Genomic DNA, 13101 nt, shown 5'->3' with positions numbered 1-13101 from the left:
ATACTACACCTCAAAAAAGCTCTTGATTGCGCCCAGCTTGCCGTTCCGGCACCGGCACAGGGCCAGGAATTCACCGCTCATGGCATAGGTCCGATACTCCCCCGAGTCAAGATGGGGCAGCACAGCAATCATACCGTTTCGGATCTTTTTTTCTGTCGCCCGGTCCAGCACCAGCTTTTTTCGGTCCTGGAAGAGGGTGTCTACCGGCATAAGCAGGGCGGCGGGGTCCTGTGCACTCTGAACCTCATCCATAGTACGGGCGTCCCCCAGGGAAAAGCCCGCCGTCATGGTCCGCTCCAGGGAGGACATGCACCCCCCGCAGCCCAGGGCCTGGCCGATATCGTGGCACAGGGTGCGGATGTAGGTGCCCTTGGTGCAGCGCACCCGGATGATATAAAGGTCTTCTCCTTGTTGGCGCAGCAGTTCCAGGGCCTTTATGGTCACCGGCCTGGCAGGCCGTTCCACTTCACGGCCCTTGCGGGCCAGCTCGTAGAGCTTCTTGCCGTTGATCTTGATGGCGGAGTACATGGGGGGGATCTGCATAATGTCCCCCCGGAACCGCACCAAGGCCTCCTCCAGCTGCTCTTGGCTGATTTGGACGGGGTGTGTCTCCAGAACTTCGCCGGTGATATCCTGGGTGTTGGTGACAACGCCCAGTTTTAATCCGGCCACATATTCCTTTTCGGATTTCTCCGCAAACTCCACCGCCCGGGTGGCCCGGCCAATAAAGACGGGGAGCACACCGGTGGCCATGGGGTCCAGGGTACCCCCATGGCCCACCCGCTTCTCGTGAAATATCCCCCGCAGCTTGGCGCATACGTCCATGGAGGTCCAGCCGGCGGGCTTATCAATCACTAAAATTCCACTAGCCATTGCGCACCTGCTCAATTGCGTCAATAACCCGCTGGCGCACCTGCTCCATAGTCCCCTCCAGCATGGCACCCGCGGCGGCGGCGTGGCCGCCGCCCCCCAGAAGAGCACAGACGGAGGAGGCGTTCAGGTCACCGGGGTCGGTGCGCAGGGAAATTTTCACATGACCGCCGACACTCTCCTTCAGGGTCACCCCGTTTTTGACCCCCTCGATCTGGCCCACAAAGGCGGAAATATCGTCCATATCCCTCTCGCTGGCCCCCACTTCCTCGATCATCTTTCGGGTCAGGAAGACCAGGGCGGTGGCACCCTGGTCCCGCAGCTCCATCCCGGCGGTAAGGAGGCCCTCCAGCTTGAGCCGTTTAAAGGTCTTGGTGCGGAAGAACTTCCGGTTGACAGGGTAGGGATCAAAGCCGCTCTCCATCAGCTCAGCCGCCGCCCGGTGGGCGTCGGCGTCTGCGTTGCTGTACTGAAAACAGCCGCAGTCGGTGGAGACGGCCACATAGAGGGCCTCCCCAATCTCCGGTGTGATTTTGGCAAATTGTTTCACAATATCCAAAATCAGTTGACCGCAGGCGGCCCGCTTGCTGTCCAGACAGGTTTCCTTTGCGAAAAATTCCTGGGAGGGGTGGTGGTCAATGGCTAGGTCCACCCGGTCCAAATAGGGCTTTGCTGCCTCCGGAAAGAGGGAGCGGGCGGCAATGTCAACCGACACCACCGTGCCGGGGACAAAATCCGGCCCAACCGTCAACCCTTCCACATAATTGGTGAACAGCTCTGTGACCTCCGGGTTTTCCAGAATATAGGCGGTTTTTCCAATCTGGCGCAGGGCCCTGCACAGGCCTGCCCCGCAGCCGATGGTATCCCCGTCGGGGCGCACATGGGTCAAAATCAGATAGTTATCGTGGGCCGTCAGAAATGCGGCTGCCTGCTGAGGGGTCATGTCTTTAGTCCTCCTCGTCTAAAATGATGTGCTCGTTGGCCGGGTTGGCCGGCTTGACCACCTCGGGGTTGCGGAGCATCTCCAGAATTTTGGCCCCCTTGGCCATGGAGTCGTCCTGGAAAAAGGTGAGCTCCGGTGTATGGCGCAGGTTCAGCGCCCGGCCCAGCTCCCGCCGGAGCCAGCCGGAGGCGGATTTCAGTCCCTTGAGTACCTGGCTGCTGTCCTCCTTGTCCAGAACTGAAATATACACCTTGGCAAATTTCAGATCCGGGGTCACGTCCACCGCCGTTACCGAAATCATCCCCGTCACCCGAGGGTCCTTTACGTTGGGAATAAGGGCGGCCAGCTCCCGCTGGACCTCTTCGTTAATGCGTCCGATTCGATTGCTTGCCATGTTGTTTCTCCTTCAGGTTGTCTTTAGTCTCTGATCTGTTTCAAGCTGTATTTTTTGCAGACCCTAGCAAAGTTATTTTCAACTTCCTCATTGGTAAACCTCAAAACTTTCAGTTCCAACGCTTCCAAATAGTCTGTCCTGATTTTATCATATTCGATCAAGCCATTGTCATCATAGTGCTGGCTTCCATCCAACTCAACAACCAGCTTCGCTTTCAGGCAGAAAAAATCTACAATGTAGCTGTCAATAATCCGCTGCCGGTTCCATCAGGGGGATGCGGTACGCAGAAAATCATACCACAGCCGCCTCTCCGCAGGCGTAGGCTCGTTGCGCAGCCGCGTTGAATGCGGCCTCTCTTTTTTATTGCGTGGTAAAAAAGTCACAGCGGCCTCCTCCTTCATCTCTCATCCCCGCCGCATCGGGCAAGGCCCCTTTTGAAAGGGGCTGTCAGCCGAAGGCTGACTGAGGATTGTGTTTCGCGAAGCGAACCATATGCAATAAACCAGGTTTGCAAGCTTTCGTCTGCTTCGCATATTTTGGCTTCGCCAAAATGCAATCCTCCGCCCCAGTGTGCGCACTGGGGCACCTCCTTTCAAAAGGAGGCTTACGCCTGCGGGCGGGACCGAAAACCAAACCGGGGCGGGCGAAAACGCCCGCCCCGTTGGCTCAGTCCTCTAATACTTTTTGGAGATTATCAATCACCTTTTGGGTTTTGGCGTCCCGAACTCTTTGGTCCTTCTCGCTTTGAGCGTCCAGCAGGGCATCCAAGACGAACTGAATGAAATCTTTGAATTGACTATCAGTCATTCCCGTAATTGATATCTCCTTTCTGAACAATTAAAAGCTTACACCTCAATCTGTTCCATCAGGTAGGCCTCAATGATGTCGCCCTCTTTGATATCCTGGAATTTCTCAAAGGTGATGCCGCACTCATAGCCGGAGGCCACCTCCTTGACGGAGTCCTTGAAGCGCTGGAGGGAGGCAATAGCTCCGTCGTAGATGACGATATTGTCCCGCAGCAGGCGCATCTGAGCGTTGCGCTGCATCTTGCCGTCCAGCACGTAGCAGCCTGCCACCATGCCCACGCCGGTAATGCGGAACACGTTCCGGACCTCGGCCCGGCCCAGGTCCACCTCTTTGAACTTGGGGGCCAGCATGCCCTTCATGGCTGCTTCAATTTCGTTGATTGCGTCATAGATGACCCGATACATCCGCATATCCACCCCCATGCGGGAGGCGGAATCCTTGGCGTTGTTGTCAGGACGGACGTTGAAGCCCACGATAATGGCCCCGGAGGTGCCCGCCAGCATCACGTCGCTCTCGCTGATGGCGCCCACGGCGCAGTGGATGACCCGGACCCGGACCTCCTCATTGGACAGCTTCTCCAGGGAGGCCTTCACCGCCTCGGCGGAGCCCTGGACGTCGGCCTTGACAATGACGTTCAGGTTCTTCATCTCTCCCGCCTGGATCTGGCTGAACAGGTCCTCCAGGGTGACCTTGCCCACCGGGCTGTTGACGGCCGCCTTCTGCTCGTGCTTGCGCTGCTCCACCAGGGTGCGGGCCATGCGTTCATCCGCTACAGCGTGGAAGTCGTCGCCCGCTCCGGGCACCTCGCCCATACCGATAATCTCCACCGGCACAGAGGGACCCGCCTCGGTGAGCTTGCGGCCCCGGGCGTCGGTCATGGCCCGGACACGGCCCACGGCGGTGCCGGCAATAATCACGTCGCCCTGTTTCAAAGTGCCGTTTTGCACCAGCAGGGTAGCCACCGGGCCCCGGCCCTTGTCCAGCCGGGCCTCGATCACCGCACCGTGGGCAGAGCGGTTGGGATTGGCCTTCAGCTCCTGGACCTCGGCGGTGAGGACCACCATGTCCAGCAGATTGTCAATGCCCATGCCCGTTTTGGCGGAGATGGGGCACACAATGGTCTCGCCGCCCCACTCCTCGGGAACCAGCTCATACTCAGTGAGCTGCTGCATGATGCGGTCGGGATTGGCGGCGGGCTTATCCATCTTGTTGATGGCCACAATGATGGGGATGTTGGCCGCCTTGGCGTGGTTGATGGACTCCACTGTCTGGGGCATAATGCCGTCGTCGGCGGCCACCACCAGGATGGCCACGTCGGTAATCATGGCACCCCGGGCGCGCATGGCGGTAAAGGCCTCGTGGCCGGGGGTATCCAGGAAGGTGACGGTGTGATCCTTCACATTCACCTGGTAGGCGCCGATATGCTGGGTAATGCCGCCGGCCTCGCCGGACACCACGTTGGCGTGGCGGATGTAGTCCAGCAAGGAGGTCTTGCCGTGGTCCACGTGGCCCATGACCACCACTACCGGGGCGCGGCCCACCAGATCCTCTTCCTTGTCCTCGGCGGTGTCGATCAGGCGCTCCTCAATGGTGACAATCACTTCCTTTTCCACCTTGCAGCCCATCTCCTCAGCGATGATGGCGGCGGTGTCAAAGTCGATAATGTCGGAAAGGGAGGCCATAACCCCGTTCTTGATAAGGCACTTGACCACCTCGGCGCCCGTCTTCTTCATCCGGGAGGCCAACTCGCCCACGCCGATCTCGTCGGGAATGAGTACCTTGACAGGGGCCTTTTTAGCAATCTCCAGCTGGAGGCGGCGCATCCGGTCCTGCTCCTCCTGGCGGCGCTTGCTGCCAAAGGACTGGCCCCGGCCGCCCTGCTGGCGGCTGCGCTGGTTCTGTTTGGGGAGCTTCTGCTTGCCGCCCCGCATGTCCTGGCGGCGCTGGTCGGTAAAGTTCTCCAGCCGCTCGTCGTATTTCTCCAGGTTGACTGCCGGGCCGCCCCGGGTGTCCACCACCTTCTTGGCTGGGACGCGGCTGGTGGGCTGCTGGATTGCCGGCTTGGCCTTATCCTGCTGGGGTGCGGGCTTGGACTGACCCTGCTGGGGCTGGCCATCCTTCTTCTCCTCCTTGGCGGCGGACTGCCCCGCCTCCGCTTTGGGCGCCTCCCCCTTCTTCTCCTCAGGATCGTGGTAGACGTCGGCATAGACCGATTCAATGGAGTCGATCTGGTTGTGCTGGGTCAGGTACTCAAACACAATGGACAGCTCCACGTCGGTAAGGGGCTGCATGTGGTTCTTGGGGGGGTGGCCGTACTGGGTCAGGATGTCCATGATCTCTTTGGAGGGCAGGACCTTTCCGTTTTTGGTAAAGTCCTTGGCCAGCTTATGGACAGGATATTTAATCATCATAGATGGATACACCTCGATTCTTAGGAGTGACGGAGCTTGCCGGTAAGGCGGCGTCCGCCGGGACCGCCGGTTGCTTTATGGGGTTGTCTGCTGTCCGCCTGAGGCCCCTTGGGAGGGCCGTCCTTGGGACGCCGGTGGGCCTTGGGCGGCCTGGGCTTGCCCCGCTGGGGCGGCACAGCCTCATCCTTGGGCGGAGGCGGCGGGGCCCAAGGCTTTCCCCTGCCCCGGCGGAGGTTTTTCTCATGCTGCCTTTGCTCCTTTTGCCGCTGGAGCACCCGGTCGGCCCTGGTACGCAGCTGTTGGGCGGCGGGGCCGTACTGATCCGGGTTCCGGGCGGCCAGCTTTTCCACAACGGCGGCGGAAAAGCCCGCGTCGGTAAGGGCCAGCATGGCACAGGAGGACCGGCCCAGGATAAAGCCCAGCTCCTCCTTGGAGAAGGGGACCTCCAGCCACAGCACCTCTCCCGCCTCGCCGAAGTGGGCGGCCCGGCGGCAGGTATTGGGGGCGGCGTCGGCGGCCAGCAGTACCAGCCTGGCCTGCCTGGCCCGGCACACGGCCCCCACAGGCTCTTCGCCAACCTCCAGCAGGCCGGCCTTTTTGGCCAGACCCAGCAGATGGAGGACAGGATCGTTAGCCATGGGGCTCCACCTCCTTTATCTGCTCCTCCAGCCCCTCCCAGACCTCCGGGGGAAGCTGGGCGGAAAAGGCCCGCTCCAGCGCCCGGCTCTTCCGGGCCCGCTTCAAGCACTCCGGGCTGGGACACACATAGGCCCCCCGACCGGGCAGCTTGCCCTTGAAGTCCAGGGACACCTGGCCCTCGGGAGATTTTACCACCCGGATCAGCAACTTTTTTTCTTTCATCTCCCGGCAGCCAACGCATTGGCGCATGGGTATCTTTTTGGGCAAGGCTCTTCCTCCTCTTTGAGGTCGTTCATTCCAGTCATCTTTGCGGGGCGGACAGCGTTCGCTCAAGGCCCTCTTCGCAAAGGGGGCTCCCGGCGGAGCTGGGTGGGGGTTTTCTCCTGACAGAGACAGATGTATTTCGATTGGAGAAAACCTTCCGTCATTTGCATCGCAAATGCCACCTCCCTTTGGGAAGGGAGGCTTTCATGCCCTTACTCCTCTGTGCGCTCGGGAATCTCCCCGTCCTCTTCGGCCTGGGCCATGGCCTCCTCCAGGGCGGCCTCGGCGGCGTCTGCCTCAACCTGAGCCATCAGCTCCTCAATAGGCTCCAGGGGAGCGGAGGCGGGCTTGATGTCAATCTTATAGCCGGTGAGCTTGGCGGCCAGGCGGGCGTTCTGGCCCTCCTTGCCAATGGCCAGAGACAGCTGGTCGTCAGGAACCACCACCCGGCAGCTCTTGGCGTCACCCACAGCGGGCAGCTCCTCCACGCTGATCACGTCGGCGGGGGACAGAGCGGCGGCAATGTATTCCATTGGATTTTCCGACCAGGGGATAATATCAATCTTCTCCCCCTTCAGCTCCTCCACAATGGTGTTCACCCGCTGTCCACGGGGACCGATACAGGCGCCGGTGGCATCTATATTGGGCTCAGAGGCCCAGACGGCCATCTTGGTACGGGAGCCCGCCTCACGGGCCACGGAGCGGATCTCCACCGTGCCGTCGTAGACCTCGGGGACCTCCAGCTCAAACAGCCGCTTGACCAGGCCGGGGTGGGTGCGGGAGATGAGCACCTGGGGGCCCTTGGTGGCCCGGCGGACCTCCACCACATACACCTTCAGCCGCTGGCCCTCGACATACCGCTCCCCCTTCACCTGTTCGCCCGAGCCCAGGTAGGCGTCGGTAAACTCAGAGCCGGAGTGCAGCCGCAGGGACACCGCCCCGTTTCGGGGGTCAATGCGGGTGATGGTACCGGTGAGCAGCTCGTGCTCCTTGGTGGAAAACTCGTCGTAGATCATCCCCTGCTCCGCCTCGCGGATGCCCTGGATGATGACCTGGCGGGCGGTCTGGGCGGCGATACGGCCAAAGGAGCGGGCCTTGACCTCCATACGCACTGTGTCGCCCAGCTCGGCCTGGGGCAGGGAGCGGCGGGCCTCATCCAGGCTGATCTCGGTGGCGGGGTTGTCTACCACCTCTACAATCTCCTTTTTCAAAAACAGGCGGACGGTGTAGGTGGCCTCGTCGGCCTCAATCACCAGGTTTTCACCCACCCCCTCGTGGTCCCGGCGGTAGGCGGACAGCAGGGCCTGGGTCACCTTCTCCATCATGTAGCCGGGCTTAATGCCCTTCTCCTGCTCAATCTGATGGATTGCCTCAAAAAACTCCTTACCGTCCATCTCGTTGGTATTGACGGCTTTTTTCGTTACTCGTTTTGCCACGGTCCTCTTCCTCCTAAAGTCAAACCCGCAGGTACAGCCGTACCAGCGCAATTTCCTGCTTGCTGAACATAATCTCCTCGCCGCCCGCATCCAGGGTGACACCGCCGTCCTCATAAGATCTCAGCAGCCCCACAAACTCCTTGCGGCCCTCCCGGGGGCGGTAGAGCCTGACCTCTACCTCCTCACCTTGGAACCGGGCAAAGTGCTCAGGCTTTTTCAGCGCCCGGTCCGCCCCGGCGGAGGACACCTCAAAGGTATAGCTGCCCTCGATAGGGTCGGCCTCGTCCAGAACGTTGGACAGGGGGCGGGAGACAGCCTCGCAGTCGTCAATAGACACGCCGCCCTCCTTATCAATATAGACGCGGAGGAACCATGTCCCCGCCTCCTTCACATATTCCACATCCCACAGGGAACAGCCCGCGCCCTCCACGATAGGACGGGCCAGAGCCGCTACAGCGTCAGTTACCTTTGCCATGCAATAATCTCCTGTCTCCGGTTCGCCCGCACCCCCAGGGGCAGGCGGTTTTTTCAATCAAAAAGAGCGGAGCCGCGACCCCACTCTCACTCATACCACCTTACATTCTGAGTATACTATACCACACCGCAATATAAATTGCAAGGGATTCCACCGAAGTTTTTTCCAAAAAAGCGGAGGGCTTCCAAGGATTTTTCCGTCAAAATCGGTCAAAAATTCCAATTTAGCCGCTCATTACCGGACTGAACAGGTCAAATCAGGCACATAATAGACAGCGGATGGGACTTCCGTGAAAAAAAGAGCGGGAGGATATTTTGATGAAAAAGAGCATTCTGGCTCTGGCCCTGGCCCTCACCCTGGCGGGTTCGCTGACGGCCTGCAGCAACCGGGACCCCAACACCAACGCCGGCAATCAGAGCGGCGCCAACGGCTCAACCGGCTCCGGAACCGTCTCCGGCAGCACCGCTGGCGGTTCCGTGTCCGGCAGTGCCGGTACGGTAAGCCGGCGCTACGGCGGTGAGACCATCTACAACGGACGCAGCTATTTTGATGACGGCCGCTACACCGCCGGCACCAACGGCCAGGTCTATGACAATGACGGCAGCGCCGCCTCCCGGGACCTGACCCAGGACGCCCGGGATATTGTCCGGGACGCCGGTGACGCCATTGGCGACATTGGCCGGGGTATTGGCGACGTGATTACCGGCAATAACGCCGGGATGGCCAGCAGCGGCACCCCCAGCTGGGAGCCTGACTCCAGCGCGGTGCGATATTAACCAAAATAGGATGGGCAATCAGCCCATCCTATTTTTTCTTCTTCGGCTTGGCCCAGCCCTTCTTTCGGACCGGTTTGGCGGGGCTGTCCGTTTTCTCCACCCGGGTGCGGGTATCGGCTCGAGGCTTCTTTCTTCCCTTGTCTCCTATGGAGGAGCTGTCTGCCCTGCGGGCCGGCTGAGGGGGGTGTTCCCCCTTGTCCGGTTTGACCAGGCAGTGCTTACCGTAGCCGATCAGGTCCTCCCGGCCTGTTTTGCGGAGGGCCTCCAGCACCAGCTTCCGGTTCTGGGGCTTGCGCCACTGCATCAGCGCCCGCTGGAGGGCCTTGTCATGGGGCGTTTTGGGGACAAATACCGGCTCCATGGTTCGGGGATCAATACCGGTGTACCACATGCAGGTGGCCAGTGTGCCGGGGGTGGGGTAAAAATCCTGAACCTGCTCGGGCATGTGACCCTGCTTGTTCAGCCACTCGGCCAGCCGGACGGCATCCTCTAAGGTACAGCCGGGATGGGAGGAGATCAGGTAGGGCACCAGATACTGGTCCTTGCCGTAGCGGCGGTTTAGTTTAAAGTATTTCTCTCGGAATTTTTCATAGACCTCAATGCGGGGCTTGCCCATGTAGTCCAGGGTGTGGGCCACGCAGTGCTCCGGAGCCACCTTCAGCTGTCCGGAGATGTGGTGCTGGACCAGATCGGTGAAAAACTCTCCGCTGGGGTCCTTCATCAGGTAGTCAAAACGAATGCCTGAGCGGATAAACACCTTTTTTACCTTGGGAATCTCCCGCAGCCTGCGCAGAAGCATCATATAATCGGTGTGGTCAGCGTCCAGGTTGGGGCAGGGCTCCGGAGCCAGGCAGGCCCGGTTCCGGCACATACCGCTTTTCAGCTGCTTTTGACAGGAAGGGCGGCGGAAGGTGGCCGACGGCCCGCCCACGTCGTGGATGTAACCTTTGAAGCCGGGGTGCTCTGTGAGGGCCTTTACCTCCCGGATGACGCTGTCGTGGCTGCGGCAGGAGATGGTTCGGCCCTGGTGAAAGGCCAGGGAGCAGAAATTGCAGGCCCCGAAGCACCCCCGGTTGTGGGTGACGGAAAAGCGCACCTCCTCGATAGCGGGGACGCCTCCCATCTCGTCGTACATTGGGTGGGGCTCCCGGACGTAGGGCAGCTCAGCCACCCGGTCCAGCTCCCGGGTGGTCAGGGGGAGGGCGGGGGGATTGACAATCAGGAACCGGTCCCCGTGCCTCTGGAGAATGGCCCTTCCTGATACGGCGTCGTGCTCCTGATACTCCACCATGTTGGCCTGGGCGTAGGCCCGTTTGGAGGCGGACACCTCCTCAAAGGAGGGTACCTCCACCCGGGGGTAGGCGCAAATACCGGGGTGCTTCCCCACAACGCAGGTGCCCCGGACGTCGGTGATTTCAGAAACTGGCGTACCTGAAGCCAGCCGGGCGGCGATCTCCAGGGTGGCCGTCTCCCCCATGCCGTAGGTGAGAATGTCCGCCTGGGCGTCCAGGAGGACGGAGCGGCGGACCTTGTCTTCCCAGTAGTCGTAGTGGGCAAAGCGGCGCAGACTGGCTTCCAGTCCTCCTATAATAATGGGGATATCTGAAAAAGCCTCCCGCACCCGGTTGGAGTAGACCGCCGTGGCGTGGTCGGGCCGCAGGCCCGCCCTGCGGCCGGGGGAGTAGGCGTCGTCATGGCGGCGCTTTTTGGCGGCGGTATAGTGGGCCACCATGGAATCGATATTCCCCGCCCCGATCAGCACCCCCAGCCGGGGCCGGCCCAGGGCGGCAAAGGGGGCAGCGGACTTCCAGTCCGGCTGGGCCAGCACGGCCACCCGATAGCCCGCCCCCTCCAGCAGCCGCCCGATAATGGCCGGGCCAAAGGAGGGATGATCCACATAGGCATCTCCGGTGATCAGCAGGAAATCATAAAAATCCCATCCCCGGCGCGCCATGTCCTCCCGGCTCACAGGGAGGAATAAATCTCGGTCAAAGGACATCATTGGCCCTCCTTTCAGTAGGGAAAGTATATCAGCCGCAAAGAAATCCGTCAACTGGACAGACTTGTCCTGTCTGTCGGATTTTCATATAATATGGATACATAGCGAAAAGTACAACTATTCCAAGGCCAAGCAGCAGAGTCTACAAGATACCTCAGATGAGAGTATAGCTTGTCCGCCGGCAAGGTCTTCTGACTGTCTGGTGTGGCTAGAAAAGCAAAATAGCCGCCTGTTACATCAGGCGGTGTGGGAGGCGGTCAACAGTAGCTGAACTGTGGAGATGATGGAGAAGTTTCTCTGACGTAAGGACAAATTGTAGAAACCCGTTAAAACAGAAACCCATACAAAACCTACTGGATACAGTCAAGAATTATGCGCAAATTGTTTGCAGACGCTGGCTGAATGAGGTCAGCCAGCAATAGAGATGTCTTCCTGGATTACCAGTGCTTCATATTTAAGCGGCCGCGTTAAACCGCTGTTTTTCGCCTTAACCTGGGGCTGTATGATATTGATAATACTGTCCATCAACTCCCTCAGCGACATTGGCTTGACATTCAGCGTCATCTTGCCGCTTTCAATCTTCGAGATATCCAGCCCGTCGAACGGAAGGACCGTCACCAGATACCATTCGCAGTAAGGCAGGCTGGTGCAGTGCAGATGTTGGCGCGATTCGCCGCTTTTCAAAATAACGGAGTGCTCTTCGCCGGCGTTCATGGCGGCCGTCAGCTGCTGAATGATAGATATAGGCCTCTTCGCTTTGGCCGTCAAAGATTTTATACTGCCGATCAAAATAGCTTTCGTTTTCCCGCCCTGATCCCGTACAACGTAACTGCCGCCCTTTCGTATCACAAAGGAGTACATCAGTGAGCTGTCCGGCTCCAGGAACAGGACCTCGCCCATATATTTGGAAGAAATCCTCACCACCATGGCAAGGCTGGCGCTCCCGCCGTCACCGCAGGCTGTTCATGAGCCGGAACATCTTGCGGATGTCCACCGGTTTTGCCAGATGTCCGTTCATTCCGGCGTCCTTTGCCAGCGCAACGTCCTCTTCAAAGGCGTTGGCCGACAGCGCGATGATGGGTACGGTCTTCGCGTCTGCCCGATCCAGGCTGCGGATTACCCGGGCCGCCTCATATCCGCTCATGACCGGCATCATCAAATCCATCAGGATGCAGTCAAATGTTCCCGGAGCATAGGACTTGAAGATGTCTACAGCGACTTTTCCGTTCACGGCGGTCACTACCTCCGCATTCGCGCCCTGAAGAATAAACTCCACAATTTCGCAGTTAATCTCGTTGTCCTCTACCAGCAAGACATGCATCCCGGCAATATCACCCTGTCCGTCCTGTTTTTCCTCCCTGGTCCGCCCCGCCTCGTCGACGCGGATGGGCAGGCTAATTTGGACGACGCTCCCCTTGCCGGGGGAACTGTTTACCTCAACGCTTCCCTGCATTTGGTCCACCAGTTTCTTTACGATGGACATGCCAAGGCCAACGCCATTATAGTGGGTCCTCGCATCCGGGTGCTCCTGGGTGAAGGGTTCAAAAATGTGCGGCTTAAAGTCCTCCCCAATGCCGATTCCGGTATCTTCCACCACAAAACGGTAGCTTGCACTGCCGTTACAGAAAGCAGTTTCCTCCACCCGGATAGATACAGAACCGTGAGGGCGGTTATACTTGAGGGCGTTGTCAATAACATTCATCAAAATTTGCTTCAAATGCAGCGGATTTCCAATTAACCGACTGTGGCGCAGGCTGACCTCCTCCAGCGCCAGCCGGATTTCTGCCTCCTCTGCCTGAGGAGACAGGATAGTAATGCAGTCTTCCAGGGTGGCGTGAAGGTCAAAGGGCTCCTCCACCTCCGCCGTTGGCCGGCCGCTCTCCAGCTTGCTGACCTGCAGAACGTCGTTTACCAGGGACAGCAGATGCTCCGTCGACACGCGGATTTTCTTTCGGCACGCCTGCTGCCGCTCCGGATCGTCCGGGCTTTTTTCCAGAATGGCCAACAGTCCTAAGGAACCACTGATTTAATCCCCCCCGCCCGGAAAGTATGGTAAAATAGAAGGGAAGGGGGCAGAAGAAATGAAA

The 13101-nt window shown here is 59.5% G+C and carries 14 protein-coding genes; 1 reads left to right on the top strand and 13 read right to left on the bottom strand.

The window, feature by feature from the left end:
• Positions 1-3: 3 nt before the first annotated feature.
• The 10 genes from truB to NFS22_RS10510 form a co-directional block, all read right to left on the bottom strand.
• Positions 4-873 carry a tRNA pseudouridine(55) synthase TruB gene (gene truB, locus NFS22_RS10555; RefSeq protein WP_251317734.1) on the bottom strand — a complete coding sequence of 290 codons (870 nt, stop codon included), beginning with the start codon at positions 871-873 and terminating at the stop codon, positions 4-6.
• On the bottom strand, positions 866-1813 hold the full coding sequence (locus NFS22_RS10550) for a DHH family phosphoesterase (protein WP_251317733.1): 948 nt from the start codon (positions 1811-1813) through the stop codon (positions 866-868). The genes truB and NFS22_RS10550 overlap by 8 nt, the downstream gene beginning before the upstream one ends.
• A 4-nt stretch (positions 1814-1817) precedes the next feature.
• On the bottom strand, positions 1818-2207 hold the full coding sequence (gene rbfA, locus NFS22_RS10545) for a 30S ribosome-binding factor RbfA (protein WP_251317732.1): 390 nt from the start codon (positions 2205-2207) through the stop codon (positions 1818-1820).
• Positions 2208-2230: 23 nt separating this feature from the next.
• Entirely contained in the window at positions 2231-2458 is a 228-nt protein-coding gene (locus tag NFS22_RS10540; protein WP_277614762.1) for an endonuclease domain-containing protein, read from the bottom strand.
• 415 nt (positions 2459-2873) lie between these two features.
• Complete coding sequence (locus NFS22_RS10535) at positions 2874-3014, bottom strand: hypothetical protein (protein ID WP_251317731.1); 141 nt, start codon at positions 3012-3014, stop codon at positions 2874-2876.
• 38 nt (positions 3015-3052) lie between these two features.
• Positions 3053-5425, bottom strand: a complete 2373-nt coding sequence (gene infB / locus NFS22_RS10530) for a translation initiation factor IF-2 (protein WP_251317730.1) — start codon at positions 5423-5425, stop codon at positions 3053-3055.
• Between the two features lie 20 nt (positions 5426-5445).
• Positions 5446-6063 carry a L7Ae/L30e/S12e/Gadd45 family ribosomal protein gene (locus tag NFS22_RS10525; RefSeq protein WP_251317729.1) on the bottom strand — a complete coding sequence of 206 codons (618 nt, stop codon included), beginning with the start codon at positions 6061-6063 and terminating at the stop codon, positions 5446-5448.
• Positions 6056-6331, bottom strand: a complete 276-nt coding sequence (gene rnpM, locus NFS22_RS10520; protein ID WP_251317728.1) for an RNase P modulator RnpM — start codon at positions 6329-6331, stop codon at positions 6056-6058. The genes NFS22_RS10525 and rnpM overlap by 8 nt, the downstream gene beginning before the upstream one ends.
• A gap of 209 nt (positions 6332-6540) precedes the next feature.
• Complete coding sequence (nusA, locus tag NFS22_RS10515) at positions 6541-7722, bottom strand: transcription termination factor NusA (protein ID WP_420908863.1); 1182 nt, start codon at positions 7720-7722, stop codon at positions 6541-6543.
• A 61-nt stretch (positions 7723-7783) separates the two neighbouring features.
• Positions 7784-8239 carry a ribosome maturation factor RimP gene (locus tag NFS22_RS10510; protein WP_251317726.1) on the bottom strand — a complete coding sequence of 152 codons (456 nt, stop codon included), beginning with the start codon at positions 8237-8239 and terminating at the stop codon, positions 7784-7786.
• 317 nt (positions 8240-8556) lie between these two features.
• Here NFS22_RS10510 and NFS22_RS10505 point away from each other — a divergent pair, with 317 nt between their 5' ends.
• Positions 8557-9015 carry a hypothetical protein gene (locus NFS22_RS10505; protein ID WP_251317725.1) on the top strand — a complete coding sequence of 153 codons (459 nt, stop codon included), beginning with the start codon at positions 8557-8559 and terminating at the stop codon, positions 9013-9015.
• 28 nt (positions 9016-9043) lie between these two features.
• Here the strand turns inward: NFS22_RS10505 and NFS22_RS10500 are convergent, their stop codons facing one another.
• The 3 genes from NFS22_RS10500 to NFS22_RS10490 all read right to left on the bottom strand — a co-directional run bounded on the left by NFS22_RS10500 (position 9044) and on the right by NFS22_RS10490 (position 13019).
• The gene (locus tag NFS22_RS10500; protein ID WP_251317724.1) at positions 9044-11014 is read right to left on the bottom strand and encodes a YgiQ family radical SAM protein; all 1971 of its coding nucleotides are present in this window, start codon (positions 11012-11014) and stop codon (positions 9044-9046) included.
• A 408-nt stretch (positions 11015-11422) separates the two neighbouring features.
• Positions 11423-11914 (bottom strand): hypothetical protein, encoded by a 492-nt coding sequence (locus NFS22_RS10495; RefSeq protein ID WP_251317723.1) that lies wholly within the window; start codon positions 11912-11914, stop codon positions 11423-11425.
• 49 nt (positions 11915-11963) lie between these two features.
• Positions 11964-13019, bottom strand: coding sequence for a hybrid sensor histidine kinase/response regulator (locus tag NFS22_RS10490; protein WP_251317722.1), 1056 nt, complete (start codon positions 13017-13019; stop codon positions 11964-11966).
• Between the last annotated feature and the right edge of the window lie 82 nt (positions 13020-13101).

Origin of the sequence: Flintibacter muris (genome assembly GCF_943192995.1) — a bacterium.
Taxonomy (GTDB): Bacteria; Bacillota; Clostridia; order Oscillospirales; family Oscillospiraceae; genus Lawsonibacter; species Lawsonibacter muris.
The sequence above is the reverse complement of the archived record's forward strand: the minus strand, read 5'-3'. Positions and strand labels throughout refer to the sequence as shown.